We start from the raw sequence: 24,067 nt of genomic DNA, 5'->3' as shown, positions 1-24,067 counted from the left end.
GCAAGGACAGCTTGGATAAGGCGGCCTGCATGAGGATTTGCAGGCCGGGGTGCAGTATGAAATTGAAGCTGCAGATATAAACGCCCGAAAGAGCGGGTTTAAGGCTCCAGCCGGTTCAGACAGATCAGGCTTTTTTTACTGTTGGCCTGGCCCGCTGCCAATACTTTGCCGTCCGCCGATAAAATCATTTTACTGCTGCTTTGAATGTCTCCCGGGCAGCGATAAATCACATTCTTTTTGTTTTTTTCCTTCCAGACCGTGGCCGGATAACCTGCCGCAATCTTCTCATCGGCGCTGATCCCTGCAATGGTGCGGCCATCGGCACTAAACGCCTGTGGTGAGCTGGCGGCATGCACCTGACTTAAAGGCTGACGCACTCCGTTGGCCAGCAGCATGACATTTCCTGACATCTCTGCCGGATTATTGGAAAGCAACCAGACCCGGCTGCCATCAGCGGAAACCGCCAATAGGCCCAGATAGTTATCTTCTGCCTTGAGGATTAGTTTTACCCGCCGCATTGATCTGCCATAACTGAGTTGGCCAGCCGCCACCCGATACAAACAGCGTGGATCCATCGCGGGACATGCCGGTGGCATTGGTTTCGGCCTGAAGTACTGCCAGCCCTTGATCTGCCTTCCACAGCACAGCATCGTTTTGCATAAAGCTAAAGCGCTCCGCTTCTCCCATTTTGTTTTTGCTCAGAATAGCCTGGCGAAAAGCATCCAAATCCGGCTTCCCGCCCCGTAGCAGCAGCGGCGGGTTTTCTTCTACAAAACCGGCTTCTTTATCCCATAGAAAGCTCTGCCTCAGTGGCGTATCTCCTCCCTTCACTTCAATAAAACCAGCCAGCTGACGGGCGTCAGCACTGATCCCGACTACTTCCCAGCTGCCGGCATTTTCTAAATCTTCAAACGGGGTTTGTTGCTCAAAAAAAGTATGGGCAGCGCGCTGGATTAATTGCTTCATGCTGCCGCGATAACGGTCGCCCAGCACCTGCTTGCCATCGGCTGAGATGGCTCGTGGCGTGCTCATGCCCTCTGGCAGCAGGGAAAACCCCGAGCTGGCGGTCCAGATAAAGCTTTGTGGCAGCGCTTGTTCATCGGCCAGCAGCCAGCCCACAATGGTATTACCATCGTCGCTCATATCCGCCACGCCCGAGCGCCATGCCTTTGGCACCAGCCGCTCCAATTGCCCGCCCGCCTGCCAGCGCAGGGCCTCCATGCTGCCGCCCACCCCGGCGCCCAGCGCCACAACCTGGCCATCGGCCGATAAACGCGTGGCATCGGCGGTGAAATAGGCTCCTGCCGGTAGCGGCAGCGGGGTTTCTTTGCCGCCGTTATAGAGCGCCAGCCCCCTTGCAGGCTGCAAAGCCCAGAAAGAAGTATCCGGCATCCGGGTAGTCAGCTGCTCCAGAATCTCTGCGTCGCTCTGCTGTAATTCCGCACCATTTTTACGCACCAGCAGTACCGAGCCATCGGCCGACAGGCGCTCGATTAAACGGTTATCAATTTTTCGCACTGCTGCGGTTTTAACACTCTCAGCCGCATAGCTGGCAGGCGCCGCAGCCAGGAGTAGCGCTGCTAGTAAAGTTTTCTTAAACATGCAAGCTCCTAGAGCCTGTTAAAACTTAATTTTAACGGATGATTGGTCCAGCTCACGGAAACGCATCGCAACTGGGGCTTTGGCCTCTGCTTTTTGCATCTGCGCAATGTCAGGAAAAAACACTGGAACCATGAACGCGTTTACCGGATTTACTGTGATTTAGAGTTAAATTTGCGGATTAAGCCTAAAAAACGTTTAGATCGTGAAACGCCAGCGCCATTAGCGGTGCCAGAGACAAAAAATGAAACGTGGTCGAGGGATTTTATGCACGATCAATTGGCCGACGGCCGCAGCATTCGCTTATTTCATGTGATTGATGATTTTAATCGGGAAGGATTAGGTATTGAAGTTGATTTCTCTTTGCCAGCAGAGCGCGTCATACGCAGCCTGAATCAAATCATTGAATGGCGCGGCAAACCAAAGCGTATTCGATCAGATAATGGGCCTGAATACATTAGTCACATATTAAAGAATTGGGCAGAACAACAATCGATTGAATTGGCCAATATTCAGCCTGGCAATCCACAGCAAAACGCATATATTGAGCGTTATAATCGCACCGTGCGATATGAATGGCTGGCATGCGATGATTTTGAAAGCCTTGCTGAAGTACAAGAAACTGCAACACAATGGCTTTGGACTTACAATAACGAACGCCCGAATATGGGATTGGGCGGCATCACCCCGAAACAAAAACTGGCATTACATGCCTAGGCTCTACTTTTGAGTGAGCTTAAATATGGGAGAATTACCCTGGCGGTGGCTAGTAGTTGACCACATTCGCGTGTGAATACCCAAAGGCCGTAATCTAATGGAGTTACGACCTTTGGTTATCAAACTTAAATCTCTATCTATAGCCCCATAAATACAGATCTTAAATTAATAAAATGAAATCTAAATTATATTAATTGCCGCGATAAGTTGAAAAACCATATGGACTTAGCAGAAGTGGAATATGGTAGTGTTGTACCGCAGCATCGACTGTAAAAATCACAGGAATTTCTGGAAAGAAGCTAGATGCATTTTGCTTAGCAAACCATTCTCCTGTTTGAAAAGTAACGCGATATATGCCTTTTTCTAATTTCTTGTCGTTGGGATACAGCGCCGGAATCCGGCCTTGCTCGTTCGTAGTGCCGCTATTGAGAGCAGTCCAATTTTTACCATCTTGCTTTTCAAGTTTTACTGTGACTCCAGCCGAGGGTAATCCATCTTGTAGATTAAGCACGTGCACACTTAGTGGATTTGCTGCAGCCATAGCTAGAGTCGACAAGCTACTAAAAATTATGCCAGTTAATATTGATTTCATTTTAGTCATGATTTTTCCTGGTTCAGTTAGAGGTGGGTAAAATTTGTTGAATCGCTTGAAGTGCACAACTTTCATCTTGAGCTGCACCACCTGCACCGCCGACGCCAATTGCGCCAATGATCTCTTTACCGCTAAAGACTGGTACGCCACCACCGATCAATAAGAGACTATCCAGAGTTGCTAGATTTTGTGAGTCCGGTGTAGTGCGTGCCCGCTCCGCCAGTAGGCGAGTTGGTGTTTTAGTCGACAAGGCCGTAAAGGCTTTGAGCTGTGCTGCTCCAGTGTTATGCGGACCGACTTGATCATCTCGTTGTACTGCAATTAAATTACCTCCACGATCAACCACCGTTACGACTGCAGAGCGATTGTCGGCATGACAGGCTGCTAAAGTGGCATTGATTAATTGATTGGCCAAGGCAAGTGACATATTTGATTGTTGCAATATCGGATTACTTGTCGCTGCGTTCGCAGAACCATAAACCGCACAGACAAAAAGCCCTACAAGATGCAAAAAAGAACGTTTAACTTTCATGGACAAATCCTGCTGCGTGTTCAGATGTCGCTATCTTGCCAAACACACACCGTCAAACTGATTGCCAGAAGATGACAAGTTTGTAATGGGCCGAAAGCACGTTTTCGCCTACTCTTAAGGACTGTTAGCACGACTTAAGTGCGGTGAAGGAACTTAATGCGAATCCTAGTAGTGGAAGATGAAATTAAAGCGGCTGACTATTTACGCAAAGGCTTATCTGAGGCTGGATTTATTGTTGACGTCGCGCTAAATGGTTTTGATGGCCAACATCTCATTCAAGAGTTTGAATTTGATCTCATCATTCTAGACGTCATGCTGCCTGGTTTAGATGGTTGGCAACTGTTGCAAATTTTGCGCCGAACATCACAAACGCCCGTTATGTTTCTCACTGCGCGCGATGCGATTGAAGATCGTGTAAAAGGGCTTGAACTTGGGGCTGATGATTATTTAATTAAACCGTTTTCATATGCTGAACTATTGGCACGAGTACGAACACTGCTACGCCGTGGACCACCTAGAGAAACAGAGTTTTTTCAAATAGCCGATTTACATCTCGATTTAATAAAACGCCGAGTTAGCCGCCAAGGAGAACGAATCACGTTAACTAATAAAGAGTTTGCTTTACTGCATTTACTACTCAGTCGTGAAGGAGAGGTGCTTTCGAGAACTTTAATTGCGTCTCAGGTTTGGAATATGAATTTTGACAGTGACACCAATGTTGTCGATGTGGCTATTCGACGTCTGCGCGCCAAAATTGACGATCCTTACTCAGTGAAACTGATTCACACGATTCGCGGTATGGGCTACAGCTTGGAAGTTCAAGCATGAGTCTGAGTATTCGACTGGCATTGATGTTTGCCTTGGTTAGCCAGCTATTGCTGGGCGGAATTGGCGTATACCTCTATCTTTCACTGCAACAAGAAATTATCTGGCGCGATGATCAGGCATTAAAGGGCCGGTTAGAACGTATTCACGCAATTATTGGCGATAGTGATAACTTAGTTGCATTGGGGCAGCGGCCACAGCTCTACGAAAACATGCTGGGCAATCGTGATAACTTGCTATGGGTTCTCAACGAGCAAGGGCAAACGGTCATTGAAATCAATCCGCCCCAATTACCGATTCCCAAAGTAGCACAACAAAACGCAATCAAGTTGCTAAATTGGGACGATCAGCAGCCCACGCGCTTAGCCATTCAAACGATTGAGTACGGCTCACAACGTGTTACTTTGATTGCAGGCAAATTACTATTAGAACGTGAACAAATGCTGGCTGCTTATATTCTAAAAATAGGCTTTGCAGTCGTGATCGGCACAATCCTGGCATTTATGTTGGGCTGGCTGGTGAGTTTTCGAGGATTAAGCCCCATACGTAAATTAGCCGATCAAGCCACCATGATCAGCGTTCAAAATTTGCATCTGCGGCTGACAAATTTTGAGCAACAACATGAGCTGGCAGCTTTAACTGAAGCACTCAACCAAATGCTCGGTCGCTTAGAAAATGGCTTTTTACAACTCTCACGGTTCTCCGAAGATCTGGCGCATGAAATGCGCACCCCACTGAATAATTTAATGGGGCAAACCAGTTTGGCTTTACAGCAAAATCGATCGCAGGATGAATATCAAAACTTATTATTTTCAAATCAAGAAGAATATGAGCGCCTCGCTCGCATGATCGACAATATGCTGTTTTTAGCTCGCGCCGAACAGTCGAATGCATCAATTAAGCCTGAGCAGATCGAACTTCACGATTTAGTTGCTCAATTGTGTGATTATTTTGAAGGAATGGCGGAAGAAAGGCAGGTCACACTCATTAACCAGGCGAATAATCAGCTGTGGGCCGAGCCTGATTTATTGCGGCGAGCTTTAGCCAATTTGATGGCTAATGCCTTGCGCTATGGCGATAAAGCAAAACCTATCATCATCAGCAGTCAACAAGTTGCTGGCAATATTGAACTCAGCCTCACGAATGAAGGGCCAATGATAGACCCAAATAAAATTGAATTTATTTTTGATCGTTTTTACCGCTGTGACCCCTCACGCAGTCAGGCTGGAGATTCAGGTGGTTTAGGCTTGGCAATTGTGCGCTCGATCATGCAACTGCATCATGGTGATACACAGGTCAGTAGCACTTTGCAGCAGACATGCTTCACTTTGATTTTTCCGTGCAGCCAACCTTAAAGCATCATCCTAAATTCAAAGCGTTACAAAGTGTCTGCTGTGGCTGAACAGTACTGGCACAAATCAAAAATATTGAAGGCCGCAAACTGATGGTTTGCGGCCTTTCGTTTTCCTAGCCCTTGTATCGACACCTCGGCGTTTGCTAACACTTTGCGCCACTGTTGATGGCCGAAATGATTCAGCCACAACACTGACGGTAATAGCATCTTTATAAATGGGCAAAACTTATGTGCAGCTACGAATCAAGCGCATGTAATGTTTAATCAAAACGTCTTTAGGATTCAATACCCTTGTCATGCTGCGGGGAAAGAATCAGCCCTTTTTATAAAATGGGGTGAGAGGGTGAAAGTTAGAATCGCATTACTGGCCGCATTGATCAGTTCGCCACTCTGGGCAGCTTATCCAGATGATCTACAAGTGAGCAATTGGAACGTGATGCTCCTGCCGAGCTCGGCATTTCCAAATTATGCTCAAAACCAACGTGCTAAATTGATTGCTTCGGCCGATTGGTTAAAAACCCAAGATGTTGTCACGTTTCAGGAGTTGTTCGATAACGAAGCATCTGAACTGCTCCTAATGCAGTTGAAAACACAATTTCCTTATCAGACTTCTGTTCTTGGCCGTAGTCAGGCCGGGTGGGATGCCACACAAGGTACATGGCGCAGTGGATTACCCGAAGATGGCGGAGTGGCCGTTGTGAGTAAATGGCCCATCATTGAAAAGACACAGTATCTTTACAATGTCGCCGGGTGTGGGGATGATTTCCCCGCCCTCAAAGGCTTTGTTTATGTGAAGATCAATCGCAACGGCGAGTTTTATCATCTGATCAGCACACACATGCAATCAGAATCATCATGGGGTTGCAATTCAAATGGCGGCCATGCGGGCATCCGACAAGCACAACTCAAAGAAATCCGTCAGTGGATTGATCAAAAAAATATTCCCAGCAATGAAATCGTTGTGATCACTGGCGATTTCAATATTAATAAACTTAACCAAGTTGAGTACCAAGCGATGCTGGCGACTTTGCAAGTTAATGAGCCAAAATATGTCGGATTACCCTATACATTTGATACCAAAACTAATGGTTTAGCGCTGGAGCGCTATGGTGCTCGCACAGGAGATCCGGTTGAGTATCTTGATTACATTTTGGTGGACAAGTCGCACCGTCAACCTTCTGTTTGGCAAAATCTGACGATTGATCCACCTTCGCCGCAATGGACTGTTTCTGACAATACTAAGTCGCGGACTTATGCCTATACCGACTTTTCCGATCATTACCCCGTAATGGGATTTGCCCGCGCAGATACAGCCACGCCGACACAGTCGTTTGTAGCGCAGGACGGTAGCCATCGGTCTGTGGCATTTCAAAACATAGGTAATGGGCGATGGGTTCAATCTGCGAGCAATAACGATGGCTGGTTGCTGGCCAATGCCAGTCAGAATTTAACAAACAAAACACGTTTTAATCTTTCAAATAATTTTTCAATGCGAGATAACGGTTGCATTCGTTCTGGCGACTATATTCGAGTCGAGCGCAGCGATATCCCCGATTGGTTTTGGACTTGGTCTGGAGCGCTCAATGGCAGCCAGTATTCATACTACACTCGCCAAGGTGCATTAAATGCCAGTGGTGACTTGCGCCTTATCAATGTGAGCAATCCAGCGGGATGTTTGAAAGATGGCGATACCGTTGCCTTCAAAGATTGGGCTCGCGCAGCAGATTATTTCGTCACGGTTTGGAGTGGAGGTAGTTACGATGATTCCCTCTTTTTATGGAGCAATAGCGTTGGGCCACGAGAAGAGTTTAAGGTACAAATACCTAAGCAGCACTCTGCTGTGAGCTGGCGTGAACAGTTGATTTACTAATCGCCTTGCGAAATTCAGTTCGTAGTATTGTGTCACGCCAGAAGTAACAAAATGACTGGTAAGGCCGATCAGCACTGGCTCCAGGCACAAATAATGAAGGCCGCAACCTTGATGGTTTGCGGCCTTTCGTATCTAGGGCTTCGGTATCAACAGATCGGCCAAAGCAGATCATCTGTGCAATCTTGTTTTGTGACCAAACTCCGTAAGAGACTACACTAATTCACTTCATCACCATCAAACAAAGCAACTGCGGTTGTAATGCCAATGAGGTGGCGCACGCCATTCACGCCGAAGATTTGTACTTCCTCCGTTTGTGGTTTTCGCATCCATAATTGAGCTGATAAGCCCCCTTTGGCAGAGTAAAATCCAAACCAATTTACAACTTGGGCAACATAGCACTGACCTTTCAGTTTGACCGGAATGTCCGCAACAATTTCAAACGTATAATGCCCTGGTCCAAACCCGTAATAAGTACTAAGATCTTCTTCTTTGACCGATTCAGGAATCGGACACAAGGGGTGCTCATTTATGCCGTATCGACTTGATTGCTTATCCACACGAGTCAGCGAACGGGATAATGCGGCTTGCAAATCCTTATTGAGCTTCCAAGTTGTGCCATTCTCACGCTTTTGAACTTTAGGAATTGAGAATTGATAGCGGTAGTTCAGAGTTAAAGTGGGCACCTTACCAACAGGCTTTAGCGCCCTGAGCAAATAAAGGCGATCTGAACCATAGTGACCACTGCGGTAGGCAAAGTAAGTCCGCTCGCGCAAACGAATCAAACTCGCGTCTTGATTCGATCCACGACCATTGAGTGAATAAAGGTAAGAGCGTTGATTTTCATCCTCGCTAGCAAATGAGTTCGCCGATGTATAAGCACCAACAAACTTACCACCACTTTGCTGTAGCACACTGATATACGAATATAAGCCAGTACCACCAATATAGGAGTCGATAATCAAATCGCGATGCCCATCCGCATCAAGATCTACAAGAGTATAGCGAGCATTGCCATTCTCACCGCCACCCTCGATATTTGCAGCCACTAATGCACGCCATTCTTCAATACTGACACCTTTTGGCTTTACTTTCGGAAAGCGCTGCTCTGCAAATTCTTCTATATCATCTTTTTGATTGGTAAATTCGGCGCTCCGATTTTTAATCGTTAACGATTTCAGCGTATTTTCTAAAGCAAACTCTGGGTCAATTTTGCTTCGAGCTTGAATCATTTTCTTTAAATCCAAAATGGCCAGCTTATCGATTTGATCGGGTTGATAAGCAGTGTTCACATGAAGTAAACCTTGTAGGAACACAATTTGCGTTTGGTAGCTAGTCGTAATACACGCGATATCGCTCTTGCAAAGATCAAGCTTTTTTAGCCAGTTCTTTTGCGATTGCCGATAGCTGGCACGCTCAGGAAATTGAATGACTTGATTAAATAAGGTCGATAAAGTTTGATCCAATTGCAGCAATGATGGATTGGCGAAAATCGTTTTTTTCGTGTCACTATTTGCTTGAGGATAAGCGATATCTTGCGCATTGGAAACACCCGAAACAAAGATGAATGCGAAAATGAATGTGAGTCTAACCAAGAATTTGTGTTGCAAAGAAGCCCCCGTTTAGAGCGCCAAGCAGCTCTAAAAAGCTATATCAGTTATTGTCGCCGATGAATTACTATATCAACTGTAGGTATTCGACTAACCCACACCAAAAGCAAAACCCAAGATAGGCTGCAATTGACTCTAAAGTGTGTCACTCTAGGTAGTATGTAGTGGCACGCTGATTTTGACTAAGGAAAAAGAAGGGATAATTATCCGCTTTGGCCGAACTGCACTGATAATCCCCCCATTTTTAAGCTCAGTCAAAAGTAGAGCATAGGCATGTAATGCCAGTTTTTGTTTCGGGGTGATGCCGCCCAATCCCATATGAAGGCGTTCATTATTGTATGTCCAAAGCCATTGCGTTGCAGTTTCTTGCACTTCAGCGAGGCTTTCAAAGTCATCGCAGGCCAGCCATTCATAACGCACAGTCCGATTATAACGCTCAATATATGTGTTTTGCTGTGGATTGCCAGGCTGAATATAAGCCAATTCAATCGATTGTTGCTCTGCCCAATTCTTTAATATGTGACTAATATATTCAGGGCCATTATCGGACCTGATTCGTTTGGGCTTGCCGCGCCATTCAATAATTTGATTCAGGCTGCGTATGACGCGCTCTGCTGGCAAAGAGAAGTCGACTTCAATACCTAATCCTTCCCGATTAAAATCATCAATCACATTAAATAAGCGAATACTGCGGCCATCGGCCAATTGATCGTGCATAAAATCCATCGACCACGTTTCATTTTTTTGCCTCTGGCACCGCTAATGGCGCTGGCGTTTCACGATCTAAACGTTTTTTAGGCTTAATCCGCAAATTTAATTCTAAATCGCAGTAAATCCTGTAGACCCGTTTATGATTCCAGCGTTTTTTCCTGACGTTGCGCAGATGTAAAAAACAAAGGCCAAAGCCCCATTGGCGATGCGTTTCCGTGAGCTGGGCCAATGAATCAGCGATTTGGGCATTTTCTGCATCCAGCATGGCCACATAACGATAGCAAGTCGTGCTAATTGCAAAGCTGGCACAAGCCGCACGAATGGACACGGACTTGGTTTCAACGGCCCAGTGAGCCATCTCATGACGTTGAGATGTTTCAGATAATTTCTGACATGGCCTTCTTGATGATATCCGCCTGCATTTGGGCTTCGATATACATCTTTTTAAGGCGCATGTTTTCGTCCTCCAGCTCTTTCATGCGCGTCATCATCGAGAGGTCCATGCCGCCAAACTTGGCGCGCCACTTATAAAAAGAGGCATAGCTCATACCGTGCTCGCGGCACAAATCGGGACGGTTGAACCGGCTTCGGCTTGCTTTAAAATCGCCATAATCTGGCGTTATCAATTGCCCACGGCTTTCATGTAGAGCTCCTCAAACACTGCGAGAAAATTCTACTTAAAAATGAGCTTGTTTTGTGGGGGGGTACCATGAGCGCGCTATCCTGTAAAAGTCCTTGGAAATAAAAGAGTACTATTTCTAGTCTGGATGCGGGTTACAGCCAGAAACTACCCCTTCGGTTTTTTTAAAAAAACGAAGTATAAAAGTACTTCTATTTCTCAAGGACACAAAAAAATTAACCAACTACTTCCCTTACTCCACCGTAACACTCTTCGCTAAATTCCTCGGCTTATCCACATCCGTCCCCCTTGCCAGTGCCGTGTGGTAGGCCAGTAGTTGTAAGGGAATAGTGTGCAGGATGGGGGAGAGCAGGCCGTAGTGTTCGGGCAGGCGGATGACGTGGATGCCTTCGCTGGCGGTGATGTGCGAATCGGCATCGGCAAATACATACAGCTCGCCGCCTCTGGCGCGTACTTCCTGCATATTAGATTTGAGCTTTTCGATCAGGGTGTCGTTAGGGGCCACGGTAACGACCGGCATTTCTTTGGTCACCAGCGCCAGCGGGCCGTGTTTTAGCTCGCCAGCGGGGTAGGCTTCGGCATGGATATAGGAAATTTCTTTCAGCTTAAGTGCGCCTTCCATGGCAATCGGGTAGTGCAGGCCGCGGCCCAGGAAGAGAGCGTTTTCTTTGGCGGCAAATTGCTCGGCCCATGCAATGATTTGTGGCTCCAGCGCCAGTACGGCGCTGATGGCTACCGGCAAATGGCGCATGGCTTTGATGTGCCCGGCTTCTTGCTCGTCATTGAGACGGCCTTTGATTTGCGCTAAAGAGAGCGCCAGTAAAAACAGCGCCGCCAGCTGGGTAGTAAAGGCCTTGGTGGAGGCTACGCCCACTTCTACCCCGGCGTGGGTGATATAGGCCAGCTCGCATTCGCGCACCATGGCGCTGGTGGCTACATTGCACACGGTAAGGGTGTGCAGCATGCCCTGATTGCGGGCGTGTTTGAGCGCGGCCAGGGTGTCGGCGGTTTCGCCGCTCTGGCTGATGGTAACAACCAGGCTTTTAGGATTAGGCACGCTGTCGCGGTAGCGGTATTCGCTGGCGATTTCTACATTTACCGGAATTTTGGCGATGGATTCTATCCAGTATTTGGCGGTAAGACCGGCGTAATAGCTGGTGCCGCAGGCCAGAATCAGTACCGAGTCAATTTCTTTGAAAATGCCATAGGCTTTATCGCCAAACAGCTCGGGCATGATATTGGTGACATTTTCTAAAGTGTCGGCAATGGCGCGTGGCTGCTCAAAAATCTCTTTTTGCATGTAATGGCGGTAAGGGCCCAGCTCAGCCGCGCCGCTGTGGGCATGCACAGTGCGGATTTCGCGCTGTACCGATTTGCCCTGGTTGTCCACAATCCAGCATTTTTGTAATTGCAGATCAACCACATCACCTTCTTCCAGGTAAATAATCTGGTCGGTGGTGCCGGCCAAAGCCATGGCATCCGAGGCAATAAAGTTTTCGCCCTTGCCCACGCCCACAATTAAGGGCGAGCCTAAACGTGCACCCACCACGCGGTGCGGCTCGTCGCGGCAGAATACGGCGATGGCAAAAGCGCCGCTCAGGCGTTTTACGGCTTGCTGAACCGCTTCAAATAAATCGCCATGGTAAAGATGATCGATCAGATGCGCAATCACTTCGGTATCAGTCTGGCTTTCAAAGATATAGCCAGCGGTGCTCAGCTCGGTGCGCAGTTCTTCATGGTTTTCAATAATGCCGTTGTGCACCAGCGCAATCCGCTCACGCGAGAAATGCGGGTGAGCGTTGGCCGATGAAGGCACGCCGTGGGTAGCCCAGCGGGTGTGGGCAATGCCGGTAAAGCCTGCTAAGCCGGTTTGATCGATTTGTGCTTGCAGTTCGGTCACGCGTGAGGTGCTGCGCGAGCGCTGCAGCTTGCCATCCACATGCAGGGCCACGCCGCAGGAATCATAGCCACGGTATTCAAGCCGTTTAAGCCCTTCCAGCAAAATAGGGGTGATATTACGCTGAGCAACTGCACCGACAATACCGCACATAGCAACCTCGGAAGGAATATTTAATGGAATATAGCCATGCTAAAGGGTTTGGTGTGAATATATCTTTCAAAATTTAATGTATTATGAAATAAATGCATTGCCATTCATTTGTATGAATTTTTATTTCATATTTATTTAGATAGTGAATTTTTATGACATCAATTACGGCCTTAGATGAGCTGGATAAGCGCATCTTGCAACAATTACAGCAAGATTCTTCACTCAGTAATCAGGATCTGGCCGCTAAAGTGCATGCCTCGCCGCCCACCTGTCTGCGCCGCGTAAAGCGATTAACAGATACAGGCGTGATTGCTAAGCAAGTAGCGATTTTGGCGCCAGAAAAAGTCGGCGCAGGCTTAACGGCCATCGTTGAAATTACGCTGGATATACAGACTTCAGAAAAGATGCAGGAGTTTGAGCAACTCGCCGCCACCGAAAAAACTGTGCAGCAATGCTATCGCGTCTCGCCAGGGCCGGATTTTGTGCTGATTATTCAGGTAGCGGACATGACCGCCTATCACCAGCTGGCCCACCGCCTGTTTGCTACCCAATCGAATATCCGTAATGTAAGAAGCTTTTTTTCGATGTTCAGAAGCAAGTTTGAGACGTATTTGGCGTTGTGATCTTGTGGAATAATCCTTTTAAAGCAAAAAGATCTGCAGGCACAGTGTTAAAAAGAGCACAGCGAGAACACAGAGAAATACTGGGCAGGTTTAGGGTGTTTTAGTGTTTTTTGTGTGCTTACTGATGCAGGCCAGAGTTTTCTTTTGGGTGAGTGCCCGCTGCTTGTATCAGCCATTCTTCAACGATGGTTACCGCTGCAGCCGCTTGTTTTAGCGCCGGGCGTATAAGGTGGTAGGCCAGCCCTTCGACGACGGGCGTCAAAGGGGCTTCCAGCAAGCCCATTGCTATTTCTTCTCTGACTAATTCTAAGCTCAGCAGCGCAACGCCTTGCCCGGCAAGGGCGGCTTGGATGGCGTGGCTTTCTTCTGAGTAACGAATGCCTGCTGTGCTGTCCAGATTGCTTATCCCTGCATTTTGTAGCCAGCCTGCCCATGTTAAATGCGCTGGTGGCGGGCTGTGCCAGTTAAAGTGAATCAGCGGATGCAGGTTTAAATCAGATAACTGCCGGATATGCAGCTGCTTGCTGGCAACGGGCGCAAAGTGGTCTTGCAGTAGCCGCGTGGCCAGTAAATCGTGATAGCTACCCAGGCCATAACGAATGGCTAAATCAACGGCTCCTGAGTATAAATCCACCGCTTGATTGGAAGCGTGAATATGCAGATCGATTTCGGGGTGGGCCTCTTGAAACGCCGCCATGCGGGGCACCAGCCATTTTGTGGTAAAGGCTGGTGTTGCTGAAAGCGTCACTGTGCTGCGCTGCCTTGTCCGCAAGCGCTCAATGCCTGCCGCAATGCAATCAAAGCCTTCTTTTGTGGCGGCGTAGAGTAATTCACCTTCGGGGCTTAAATCTACTTTGCGCGTTTGGCGCACAAACAGCGCGCAAGACAAGCTGTCTTCTAATGCCCGAATCTGATGGCTGATTGCGGTGGGGCTGACGGACAGCGCTTCTGCGGCAAGCTTAAAGCTCTTTAAACGCGCGGCTGCTTCAAAGGCCCGCAGGGCAGAAAGGGAGGGAAGTCTGGGTCTCATCTTTAAATAATACATGAATTTAAATCAGCTATAGCAGCAAAATTACTCGTTTGTAGCACCGGATTAATTGAAACAAACTAAGGCATGAATGAATTTAATCACTGATTGGAGTTTAAAACATGCCGACCCTATTACACCTTGATTCAAGTGCGCGCAGTGGTTTTTCCGGGGCAGATGCTCATGGCTCGCATACCCGGCGCCTGAGTGCCCGTTTTGCGAAGCAATGGTTAAGCCAGCATCCTCATGGGCGAGTGATTTACCGCGATTTGGGTGCCGCGCCGCCTGCGTTTATTACCGGGCAATGGATCCATGCTGCGTTTACGCCAGCGGAAGCCCGTGAAGCGTGGATGCGCGATGTGCTGGCTGAAAGCGATCTATTGATCAGTGAGTTACTTGCTGCTGATGTCATTGTTGCGGGCGTGCCGATGTATAACTTTGGGCCGCCTGCGCAATTTAAGGCGTATATCGACAATATTGTACGGGTGGGTGTGACTTTTGGTTTTGATCGCAGCCGTAAAGGCCAGCCTTATTGGCCCATGCTGAGCGGGCAAGCTAAGCGGCTGGTGTTGTTATCTGCCCGTGGTGATTTTGGTTACGATTCAGGCGGGCGATTAGCAGCAAGTAACCATGTGGAGGCCGCTGTGAAAACAGCATTTGCGTATATCGGCATTACCCACACAGAGAGCGTGGCGGTTGAATATGATGAATTTGCTGACGGGCGTTTGGCACAATCGCTCAAGCGGGCGGAGGAAGCTGTAGATCGTTTAGCATGGCAAAAGGCCGGGGCAGAGCCTTTGTTTTCAGATTGAAAAGTATAGGTTTGTACTGGCTGTTTGAATTCATAAAGCCTTGCCATGGCCGTCCTGGCAAGGCGAGCAAAAATCGAAAAGTAAGTGTTCTTTACAGTGGTTAGGCTTTAGCTGCGGCAGCGCTGTGGATACCGTTTTGCAGCTAAAGCCATTCCAGCAGAACAGGATATTAAGCTGAGCGGATTAAATGGCAGGGTGGCTGTTATTCTGCGTCGCTTATTTTTGTTTCATGTCCGGATTTTATTCCGGATACTTTTTTAGTTTTTCTAAACTTGCGTATCAATAAAACAATCCCGGCAATCAGCAACCATAAAGGCCAGATCTTCATTAGCTCGATACTGGCGTCCAGCCCCCAATACCAGCCTGATTGAATCGCTTTGCCCAGACGGTAGAAAAAGTTTGGGCGGGCTTGTTTAATGATGGCTGCTGTATCGCTGACTTCGGTTTGATTGATCTGTGAGGGCTGATCCAAAAATAAAGTGATTTTGCTGAATGCCACCTGATCGGCAAATTCTTTTTCCAGAATAATGGCATGGTCTCTGGCTTGTTTACTGCTGTCTTGAGCATCAATTGCAATGGCTTTGTCTTCTGCATTGCCGCTGCTTTTGGCAGCTTTGCCCATTTGGCTTTGCGTTTCCTGATTGCGGCGAATGCCCAGTCTTTGTTTTAACAGCTCAAATTGTGCATCCTGGGCGAGGAAAGTACGCTCATTTAAAAAGGTGATTTGCCCGGCAATCTGGCGCAGAAAATCCTGGGTTTTTTCGCTGGGCACCCGAATAATCAATGCACCATTTACGGTGTATTCAGTGAGTTTCAGCTTTTTATTATCGCCAATCTCTTCAAAGTGAATTTGGGCAATTTCAGATTTAATGGCATTTTTTTCAACAAAACCACCCAGCTGAGCGGTGATATCTTCAATAATCAGCGCAGATTTATATACATCTTTCACTTGAAACTTAGCATCGGCCGTGCGGATAAACTGGCGGGTGCTGTCGCTATAGGTGTTTGCGCTGGAGCTAAGTTGTTCTTTGCTGCTGACCGGGGAGAGTTCTGCCGCTGATTCGGCCGTGCTTGCTTCGGCAGGCATGTCGCCCATTTCTTCTTTTTTACCGCAGGCACAAAGCAGGACAATGGCAAGGCAAAGACAGAGTGGTTTGATCTGCAAGGCTGGATTTCCTGAAGGTGGTTTGTGCGGTTTTATTGCAGGCTGACGTGCTGCGTACATGTATATTAATTGAGTTGAAAATAAAACGGCAGCGATCTTTAAGCTTGTATCTTCAGATGGATGCAGGCAGAGATTGATCGCAGGGAAGGGCGAGTGCAAAGGGGCTTTGCTTTTTAAAAATAAAGCAAAGCCCCTTTGCATATTAAGCGTTTAGCTTTTATTTACCGCTGGCGATGCGGTTTTGAATGTTTTTAGCGCGATCAGCAGATGCCGGGTGCGAGCTCAGCATGCTGTGCTCGCCGCCACCCAGTTTTTCCAGTTTTTGGAAGGCCGTGGCTAAGGCTTCGCGGTTTAGTTTTTTCTGTGTTAATACATCAAAAGAGAAGTTATCAGCGTCTGATTCTTGCGATTGCGAGAATTGAGCATTGATCAGGCCTTCAGTAAATTCGCCTAAATCTGAGCCATTGAGCTGAGCCACGGTGGCATTGCCGGATGAGCCCGCTGCGGTGCGTGCTGCAGCAACCGCGTAGGCGGTTTGCATGGCTTTCTTGGAGTGGCCCAGAGCCACATGGCCCATTTCGTGGCCCACTACGCCGATAACTTCATCGTCTGTCATCAGATCCATCAGGCCGCTGTATACGCGGATGCAGCCGTTTGCCATCGCCCATGCGTTGACATCGTTGGTTAAATACACTTTGTAATTAACAGGCTGGCCGTTGATTTCTGTGCCCAGTTTTTTGGCAATCGCATCCATGCGTTTGCTGTATTTGTTTTTAGCGGGTGCAATTTTTGATTCTGAATCGCTTTGTACGCAAGCCTGGTTAGCCAGTGATTTAACATCAGTGTCTGAAAGTGTAGCGGCTTGCAAAGCTTGCTCACCCGCCTTGATCAGGCCGCCAATATCAAAAGCAGAGGCAGCAGGGGCTAATAAACAGGTAAACAGGCCGGTAAGGGCGATAGAGCGCAATTTCATTTAATGCTTCCTTCGTTAAAATTTGGTGCATTGCCCGAAGCAATCGTTTTGCAATCTGGCAGGCATTGATACAGCGCGATGGATGATGAGGGGAGCAACAGGTTTTCTGGAGACGAAAGCGCGGCCTTATGGGGCGGGCTGTTGTACTGCAAAAGACAATGGCTTGCCAAACTTCACACCGCAATCTTGATGGCATAATTTGCACGAGGGTGCTTTATATCGCTGTAAGTATGTTCTTGTAAATAAATTAAGAACATTACTGTTTAACTTACAAAGTGGTGTGGTGATGCATGAATTTATTTCAAATGGCTTGCATCGTTTTTAATGTGCTGATTTTTTAATGCCTTTACTGCTGTGCTTTGATTTGTCCTTGATACTTCTTCATGCGGCTTAATCTATGTGTTTCTAATGTTTTGCTAAGGAGCTGCTGATAAGTAAGCCCGCTTAGAAAAACAAGGATTATTTCGCCGCGGCTTATCGGGCGGCTTAAGCGGCCGCTGCAGATAAGCTGCTATGCAGCTGCTGCAGCTCTTCTTTTCTGGATATGGCAATGTGCATGCAGGCTTCTGTCATTGCGATGGCCAGCTTAGGGTCCAGGCTTTTAAGAAAATCAAGCGAGGACAGCTCGCCGGAAAAAAAGCGCTGTGCCTGTTTCCACGCCTGTAATGTGCCCTGATGCCCTAAGCTGCGGTAAAGAAAAGCCGTAAGGGGGGAGGCGTTGAGATCCAGCTCGGTTTCTTCTGAGCGGCCCTGCTCAAAAACCTGCAGCAGCTCTGGCCTGATATCAAGCGCATCATGCGGCAGGGGCAGGTAGTCTTCTGCACGCTTTGGTTTCGTGCCGCTGCTGCTGTGAATATCGCCCAAAAACATGGATACAGGGCAATCCCCGCCAGTTTCGGCGGACATTGCCTCAATCAGGGCAATAGAGGTGAGTTTTGCCGCCAGAAAATCACAGGAAAACATAATATTGTTATGCGCGGCTTTACTCAGTCGCTGATATTCTTCGGCATCCGGGACGCCGGCATACTGGTGAAATACGACCTCTGCTTTTAAGCCGTGCAGAAATTTTTCCATTCTGAGTAAGGCCATCCGATAGTCTTGCAGGGTGTAAACACCAACCGCGTTGAGCGGGGTGTTTGATTCCTCAATCAGCAGCCAGGTGGATGATAAAAACTTGCTGGGGTTGGCTTCGGCAAAGCCACCTACATCCACATTGCTTAAGCTGATTGCTTCATGCATGACTTCAGCCACATATTCATCGCATTGTGCATCATCCGCTATCTCAAGCCGTTTTTTGCATTGCTGCATGATTTTATCTTCCAGCAGCCCGCAGTTATTGGCGTCTGTTTCCCGAAAAGGAATGGTTGCTTCAATACAGGCCACAATGGCGATTAAATCACTCAGAGGCAGATAGGGTTTTAACAGCCTGACGGCCACCACCGCGCTTAAAAATTCATTCATGCCGCCATAGAGCGGCAGAGCCTGATAGGGCTTGAAATTAAAAATTTCCGCGCACAGGGTGGCCAGCGGGTCATGGCTCATTTCCTGCAAAATAAACCCGCCATTTTCGAGGTGGCACACTTTGCTGAGTAAAGAATGGGTTTGTTGGGGAAAGCAGCCATCCAGCTGGTAATAGACTAAATCGTGAAACAGGGCGGCCAGTTTGGGCCTTGCACTCAGGCCTTCACAAAGCTCGAAAATATGCATGGAGGTGTGATATTTGCGGGTTCTGTTTTCCATGGCGCGGTGGATTAAAATCGCCAGCCGCTCTATATGCGGCATGGGCACATCAGCACCCAGCCGGGTAAAAGCATCGCTGAAAATTTGAATAAAGCGGTTGATTTTTGCGGTGCTCATATAGACCTCTATTTTTCTGTCATAACAATTAAATCGCCTTGCTCTCCCCGGTTTAGCCTTTGCTGATGCAGCAGGACTAAGGGATCGCCGGGGAAGCGCCGGGCCATCTCGTTAAATTGGCTGATCGCATCCGGGGATTTTTGAGCCATTGCCTGATAAGCGCTTTCGTAAGCTTCAAGCCCGGCATAGTCTGAGACGCGTGTCGGGGGGAGTGGCTCAAAAACCTGCAATGCCTTGTTTTTTCCTTTAAGGACTAAACGTCCAACCGGGCGGGTTTGTGCATCCGGGCAGCCTGATAAGGTGGCTTCGGACAGGCAGATATGCGTGCCCAGATGTTTATTTACACTTTCTAAACGAGCTGCGGTGTTAACTGGATCACCCAGTGCGCGATAGTCAAAAATGGTTGAGCCGCCAAAGTTGCCCACAATCACCTCGCCAGAGTGAATGCCGATGCGGGTCAGGCCAAAATGCAGCCCTTTTGCATTGAGCGTTTTGGAGTAATCGCTGGCAAACTCATCCATTTCTAATGCACAACTTAAGGCGCGGGCGCGGTGGTCGGCCTGTGGTACGGGGGCAGAAAACATAATGGCAACCGCATCGCCCACAATGCGGTCCAGTGTGCCCTCATGCTTAAAAGCGATGGCAATCATCTGGTCTAAATAATCATTGAGTAAGACCACTGCCCTGGCAGGATCGATGCTTTCCATCAGCGAAGTAAAATCGGCAAGATCGGTAAAAATAAAGCTGCACTCCTGCCGCCGCCCGCCTAAAGCCATTGAATCCGGATGTTCAATCAGATGCCTGACTCGGTTGGGCGATACATAGCGGGAAAATGCCTGCTTAATCCAGCGCTGCTCGCGCTCGCTCATCCAGTGATGTAAGAGGCTGCCCGCAATAAATGTGGCAGCAAAAATGAGTGAAGGGGTTACCGCATTAATCAGCAGTGCGTATTCGGTAAATGCATACCATGCGCCCAGCTGCAAGCATAAAAGTAAGGCTGCCGTGATGCTGGCTGCATGCAGCGCACGGGTTCTGACGGCCACCAGGCCGATGACAATGCATCCCGCCAGAGTGGCCAGTATCTCTGCCACTCTGGCCCATGCAGGGCGTTGCAAAATATGGCCGGAGCTGATTTGCTCAAGAAGCTGAGCGTGTGCCTCTACTCCGGGAAGGATACGGCCAAGCGGGCTAAAACGCAGATCCATCAGCCCCTGGGCCGAGCTGCCCACCAGTACCATTTTGCCTTGTAACTGCTCTTTAGGAATTTGCCCGGTGAACAGCATCCATGCAGGTAAATAGCGGCTGGGGCTATAGGGGGCGTAGTGCATCCAGACTTCACCATTTTCGGTGGTGGGGATGGTATAGCGGCCAATTCGTATTTCGCTGATACCCTGGCCATTTTTCTGTGATTTTAAAATATAGTTTTTTTCGCCCTGAGCCACGCGCAGGATTTCTGCATCCAGTGAGGGGACAGATTCGTTGGCAACACGCAGCAAAAGTGGAATACGGCGAACCACGCCATCGCTGTCGGGTACAAAATTAAGTGCGCCATTGCCACTGGCTGCGCTTTCAAATTCTGTGCGGGCCAGGATGGCGCTTTGAAATGAATGCAGCCAGCGCTCTGGCTGCGGCCCGGTGTCAACATAGCGAAAAGGGCGGGCAGGTAAGTGTATTTCTTCCTGAGGCGGCCGCTCGCGCTGCACCGTAAAGCCAAGCACAACCGGGGCTTTTCTGATGCTTTGTGCAAACATTTGATCATGATCGGGAAGGGCTTCAAGCTCGCTGCGTAAGGGGCCATTAAGCGCCCAGAGATTGGCCATGGCACGGGGCGTAGTGCGGTCTGATTCTGCAAACACCACATCAAAGCCAATGGCGGCTGCGCCCGCGCCATGCAGGCGGTCTGTTATTTCGGCAACTTGTTTTCGTGGCCAGGGCCATTGCCCCAGGCGGGCAAGGCTCTCATCGTCGATATCAATAATGCGGACTGAATCATCCGTGTTTTCTCTGGGCGACCAGCGCTGGTACTGATCAAACATATTATTACGCAGCGATTGCAAAAGGGCTGGGTCTGCTAACAGCAGGGTTAAGCCCAACAGGGCTGCAGCAAGCGGAAGAAAAACGCTGAGGCGCAGAAGTGATCTATTGTTCATATAAGCCTGATTGTGCTTTTCTTACGTTAATCGCATGGTTTTTAGCAGAGTGGCACAATAAAAGTGCTGCTGCCCTGGTAATTCAGATTATTGCTTGTCTTTCCTTATCCTGAATTCTATTTGTAGAAAACAGATAGGGCTGCGATGAAGTAATGCTGCTCAGATCCGATGGAATACGGCTGTCAGCACTGAGGGAATATGGACAATCAATGCTTACAAATGCATGTTAAGCTTATGGTATTTAAAGCTTTTCCATCAGAGAAGGAGGAAAAAGTCATGTTTAAATTCACTTTTATCTGCGGGTTATTATTATCCTCTGCTTTATGGGCGGCTGAAACTCCGATTGCTTATGTTAAAAATGTGAGTGGCGAGGCTTCGGTGACGACGGGAGGTAAGGTGGTGAAAGCTGAGGTGGGCACCGCCATTATGCAGGGCAGTGTATTAAAAACCGGGGCTAAAAGCAGTATGGGGCTTACTTTTAAAGACGAAACCATTATGTCTTTTGGCCCGGATACCCAGCTGACCGTGGATGAATACCTCTATGCACCCGCTCAGGGCAAGCTTAGCCTGGTCAGCATGATGGCCAGGGGAACCATGAACTATGTCTCTGGTGTGATTGCAAAATTGCAGCCAGATGCCGTTGCTATTAAAACACCCGCCGGTATTATCGGTGTGCGGGGTACGCAATTTGTAGTTAAAGTCGAGGAATAATGTATGCGCTTGAATCAGCTGAAGGGATTTACGGGCTCAGTTTTATTGTTTGTGGCGGTTTTGCTACAGGGCTGTGCTTCAAACTCTTATATTGTGCTGCTGGAAAACCCAAATGGGCACACAGGAGCGGTGCAGGTAAAGGGTGAGCAGGGTGAACAGCTGATTAATATCGCAGGCTATGGTGCGGCTCTGGATGGATCAGAAACGCCAGCTGCGGTTGATGCAGAAAAGATTCAGGAAGACTTTGGCGATGCAATGGCGGCGCGGCCTAAAATTCCTAAGCATTTCTTATTGTATTTTCAGGTTGATACCATGCTGACAGAAGAATCTGAAATGCTGCTGCCGGAAATCATTGCTGAAGCCAAAAAATGGCCGGCGGTAGATATTTCTGTGGTGGGGCATACAGATACCCTGGGAAGTGCGGCCATTAATGAAGAGCTGGCTCTGGTAAGGGCGAATTTAGTGGCAGAGTGGTTAAAGCAAAAAGGGCTTGAATATCACGCCCTGACGGTGGAATCGCACGGTGAGCGTAATTTGCTGGTGATGACCCCTGATGAAACGCTGGAGCCAAGAAACAGGCGGGTTGAGATTTCAATTCGCTGATGGTTTAAGTTTTTTAAATCGAATAAAAAAGCCCGCTGATCTGAAGCGGGCTTTTTTTGTGGCGGCTTAAAATGCAATTACACCGAAGGTAACAGACCTGGCAGGCTGAAGTGGTTATATGCCGCGCGGCTGATCAGGGCGGCAGCTTTTTCGATATCGGGCGCAAAGTAGCGGTCTTTATCGTAGAAAGTCACCTCGGCACGCAGCAGCGCTTTAGCGGCTTCAAGCTTATCGGAGGCCTTGTTTGGCGCTCTGAAATCTATCCCCTGGCAGGCTGCGAGTAACTCTACTGCCAGAATGCCTGCGGTGTTTTCGCTCATGTCTTTCAGGCGGCGCGCAGCAAAAGTGGCCATGGAAACGTGATCTTCCTGATTGGCTGATGTGGGCAGGCTGTCTACCGACGCTGGGTGTGCCAGCGATTTGTTTTCAGAGGCCAGCGCAGCGCCCGTTACCTGGGCGATCATAAAGCCCGAATTCACCCCGCCGTTATTCACGAGGAAGGCGGGCAATTTAGACAGATTATTGTCGATCAGCAGAGCCATACGGCGTTCAGACAAGGAGCCGATTTCGGCAATGGCCAGCGCCAGATTGTCTGCAGCAAAGGCGACCGGCTCGGCGTGGAAATTACCGCCAGACAGGATCACATTATCGTCAGAGAACACCAGCGGGTTATCCGATACGGCATTGGCTTCTACTAACAAAGTTTCTGCCGAATTGCGGATTTGCGTCAGGCATGCGCCCATCACTTGTGGCTGGCAGCGCAATGAATACGGGTCTTGTACCTTGCCGCAGTTTGCATGGGCCTGGGCGATTTCACTCGTTTCCCCCAGCAAGTCACGGTAAAACGCCGCCGAATCAATTTGCCCGGCATGGCCGCGCACCGCATGAATGCGGGCGTCAAACGGTGTGCGGCTGCCCATGGCGGCTTCCACCGATAAGCTGCCTGCAACGGACGCGGCAATAAATAAGTCTTCAGCGGCAAATAAGCCTTCCAGCGCAAAAGCGGTGGATGCCTGTGTGCCATTCAATAGCGCCAGGCCTTCTTTGGGGGCGAGTACGATGGGCTCTAGTCCAGCGGCTTGCATTGCTGCTGCGCCAGTGACGCGTTTGCCATCCACAAAGGCTTCGCCTTCACCAATTAAAACCGCACTCATATGGGAGAGCGGGGCTAAATCACCCGATGCGCCGACCGAGCCTTTTTGTGGAACCACCGGGTAAATCTGATGGTTAAACAGGGTAATCAGCGCTTCGATGACCGAGCGGCGAATGCCGGAAAAACCACGCGCCAGCGAGTTGATTTTCAGTGCCATCAGCAAACGTACCGTACCGTTTTCCATTGGCTTGCCAATGCCTGCTGCGTGGGAAAGCACGATGGAGCGTTGCAGCAGCTCCAGCTCTTCTGTTGCGATTTTGGTGCTGGCCAAGAGGCCAAAGCCCGTGTTAATACCATAAACCGTGCGACCTTCAGTCAGCACGCGTGCTACGGTAGCGGCTGCTGCGTCGATGCCTGCATGGGAAGACGCATCCAGGCTAAGGGTGATGCTTTCATCTCGGGCAATCTTGCGTAAGTCAGTAAGCGTTAATTGGCCGGGCTTGATATTGAATGTGCTCATTGTGTGATCCAGTGTGTTTGTATTTGCAGGATGGGT

The 24,067-nt window shown here is 48.7% G+C and carries 19 protein-coding genes and 2 pseudogenes; 8 read left to right on the top strand and 13 right to left on the bottom strand.

What is annotated here, in order from left to right; all coding sequences use genetic code 11:
• Positions 1-98 precede the first annotated feature (98 nt).
• Together HA050_RS10165 and HA050_RS10160 are read right to left on the bottom strand one after the other, a co-directional pair.
• A complete protein-coding gene (locus HA050_RS10165; protein ID WP_166825371.1) occupies positions 99-518 on the bottom strand; it encodes a WD40 repeat domain-containing protein in 420 nt (139 codons plus the stop codon).
• On the bottom strand, positions 481-1,602 hold the full coding sequence (locus tag HA050_RS10160) for a hypothetical protein (RefSeq protein ID WP_166825369.1): 1,122 nt from the start codon (positions 1,600-1,602) through the stop codon (positions 481-483). The genes HA050_RS10165 and HA050_RS10160 overlap by 38 nt, the downstream gene beginning before the upstream one ends.
• A gap of 42 nt (positions 1,603-1,644) precedes the next feature.
• On the opposite strand from HA050_RS10160, the pseudogene HA050_RS10155 reads away from it, so the two are divergent.
• Positions 1,645-2,316: pseudogene (locus HA050_RS10155) on the top strand (IS3 family transposase); the annotation flags it as partial.
• A 190-nt stretch (positions 2,317-2,506) separates the two neighbouring features.
• Here the strand turns inward: HA050_RS10155 and uraH are convergent.
• Positions 2,507-2,917, bottom strand: a complete 411-nt coding sequence (gene uraH / locus HA050_RS10150) for a hydroxyisourate hydrolase (protein ID WP_166825366.1) — start codon at positions 2,915-2,917, stop codon at positions 2,507-2,509.
• A gap of 13 nt (positions 2,918-2,930) precedes the next feature.
• On the bottom strand, positions 2,931-3,440 hold the full coding sequence (locus HA050_RS10145; protein WP_166825363.1) for a GlcG/HbpS family heme-binding protein: 510 nt from the start codon (positions 3,438-3,440) through the stop codon (positions 2,931-2,933).
• Positions 3,441-3,596: 156 nt separating this feature from the next.
• On the opposite strand from HA050_RS10145, the gene HA050_RS10140 reads away from it, so the two are divergent.
• The 3 genes from HA050_RS10140 to sph all read left to right on the top strand — a co-directional run bounded on the left by HA050_RS10140 (position 3,597) and on the right by sph (position 7,489).
• Positions 3,597-4,268: a heavy metal response regulator transcription factor gene (locus HA050_RS10140; RefSeq protein ID WP_166825361.1), complete on the top strand. Its 672-nt coding sequence runs from the start codon at positions 3,597-3,599 to the stop codon at positions 4,266-4,268.
• Complete coding sequence (locus HA050_RS10135; RefSeq protein ID WP_166825358.1) at positions 4,265-5,620, top strand: heavy metal sensor histidine kinase; 1,356 nt, start codon at positions 4,265-4,267, stop codon at positions 5,618-5,620. The genes HA050_RS10140 and HA050_RS10135 overlap by 4 nt, the downstream gene beginning before the upstream one ends.
• A gap of 255 nt (positions 5,621-5,875) precedes the next feature.
• Positions 5,876-7,489 carry a sphingomyelin phosphodiesterase gene (sph, locus tag HA050_RS10130; protein WP_166825356.1) on the top strand — a complete coding sequence of 538 codons (1,614 nt, stop codon included), beginning with the start codon at positions 5,876-5,878 and terminating at the stop codon, positions 7,487-7,489.
• A 215-nt stretch (positions 7,490-7,704) separates the two neighbouring features.
• On the opposite strand, the gene HA050_RS10125 is transcribed toward sph, so the two are convergent.
• From HA050_RS10125 to glmS, 3 genes and pseudogenes are all read right to left on the bottom strand, one after another.
• Positions 7,705-9,096 carry a lysozyme inhibitor LprI family protein gene (locus HA050_RS10125; RefSeq protein ID WP_166825353.1) on the bottom strand — a complete coding sequence of 464 codons (1,392 nt, stop codon included), beginning with the start codon at positions 9,094-9,096 and terminating at the stop codon, positions 7,705-7,707.
• A 279-nt stretch (positions 9,097-9,375) separates the two neighbouring features.
• Positions 9,376-10,417, bottom strand: a pseudogene (locus HA050_RS10120) (IS3 family transposase); the annotation flags it as partial.
• Between the two features lie 262 nt (positions 10,418-10,679).
• Entirely contained in the window at positions 10,680-12,497 is a 1,818-nt protein-coding gene (glmS, locus tag HA050_RS10115) for a glutamine--fructose-6-phosphate transaminase (isomerizing) (RefSeq protein ID WP_166825351.1), read from the bottom strand.
• A 152-nt stretch (positions 12,498-12,649) separates the two neighbouring features.
• Between glmS and HA050_RS10110 the strand changes: the two genes are divergently transcribed.
• Complete coding sequence (locus tag HA050_RS10110) at positions 12,650-13,120, top strand: Lrp/AsnC family transcriptional regulator (protein WP_166825348.1); 471 nt, start codon at positions 12,650-12,652, stop codon at positions 13,118-13,120.
• Between the two features lie 118 nt (positions 13,121-13,238).
• Here HA050_RS10110 and HA050_RS10105 read toward each other — a convergent pair whose 3' ends face one another.
• On the bottom strand, positions 13,239-14,150 hold the full coding sequence (locus tag HA050_RS10105) for a LysR substrate-binding domain-containing protein (RefSeq protein WP_166825345.1): 912 nt from the start codon (positions 14,148-14,150) through the stop codon (positions 13,239-13,241).
• 119 nt (positions 14,151-14,269) lie between these two features.
• Between HA050_RS10105 and HA050_RS10100 the strand changes: the two genes are divergently transcribed.
• Entirely contained in the window at positions 14,270-14,959 is a 690-nt protein-coding gene (locus tag HA050_RS10100; RefSeq protein ID WP_166825343.1) for an FMN-dependent NADH-azoreductase, read from the top strand.
• A gap of 202 nt (positions 14,960-15,161) precedes the next feature.
• On the opposite strand, the gene HA050_RS10095 is transcribed toward HA050_RS10100, so the two are convergent.
• From HA050_RS10095 to HA050_RS10080, 4 genes are all read right to left on the bottom strand, one after another.
• Positions 15,162-16,124 (bottom strand): DUF4349 domain-containing protein, encoded by a 963-nt coding sequence (locus HA050_RS10095; protein WP_166825341.1) that lies wholly within the window; start codon positions 16,122-16,124, stop codon positions 15,162-15,164.
• A gap of 217 nt (positions 16,125-16,341) precedes the next feature.
• Positions 16,342-17,097 (bottom strand): metalloprotease LoiP, encoded by a 756-nt coding sequence (loiP, locus tag HA050_RS10090; protein ID WP_099397789.1) that lies wholly within the window; start codon positions 17,095-17,097, stop codon positions 16,342-16,344.
• A 486-nt stretch (positions 17,098-17,583) separates the two neighbouring features.
• On the bottom strand, positions 17,584-18,954 hold the full coding sequence (locus tag HA050_RS10085) for a hypothetical protein (protein WP_166825338.1): 1,371 nt from the start codon (positions 18,952-18,954) through the stop codon (positions 17,584-17,586).
• An 8-nt stretch (positions 18,955-18,962) separates the two neighbouring features.
• The gene (locus HA050_RS10080; protein ID WP_166825335.1) at positions 18,963-21,104 is read right to left on the bottom strand and encodes a CHASE2 domain-containing protein; all 2,142 of its coding nucleotides are present in this window, start codon (positions 21,102-21,104) and stop codon (positions 18,963-18,965) included.
• Positions 21,105-21,380: 276 nt separating this feature from the next.
• Between HA050_RS10080 and HA050_RS10075 the strand changes: the two genes are divergently transcribed.
• Positions 21,381-21,815, top strand: coding sequence for a FecR family protein (locus HA050_RS10075; RefSeq protein WP_099397798.1), 435 nt, complete (start codon positions 21,381-21,383; stop codon positions 21,813-21,815).
• A 3-nt stretch (positions 21,816-21,818) separates the two neighbouring features.
• On the top strand, positions 21,819-22,418 hold the full coding sequence (locus tag HA050_RS10070) for an OmpA family protein (protein ID WP_099397786.1): 600 nt from the start codon (positions 21,819-21,821) through the stop codon (positions 22,416-22,418).
• A gap of 77 nt (positions 22,419-22,495) precedes the next feature.
• On the opposite strand, the gene hutH is transcribed toward HA050_RS10070, so the two are convergent.
• The gene (gene hutH / locus HA050_RS10065) at positions 22,496-24,031 is read right to left on the bottom strand and encodes a histidine ammonia-lyase (RefSeq protein WP_166825332.1); all 1,536 of its coding nucleotides are present in this window, start codon (positions 24,029-24,031) and stop codon (positions 22,496-22,498) included.
• Between the last annotated feature and the right edge of the window lie 36 nt (positions 24,032-24,067).

This window comes from Iodobacter violaceini (genome assembly GCF_011601265.1).
Classification (GTDB): domain Bacteria; phylum Pseudomonadota; class Gammaproteobacteria; order Burkholderiales; family Chitinibacteraceae; genus Iodobacter; species Iodobacter violaceini.
The sequence above is the reverse complement of the archived record's forward strand: the minus strand, read 5'-3'. Positions and strand labels throughout refer to the sequence as shown.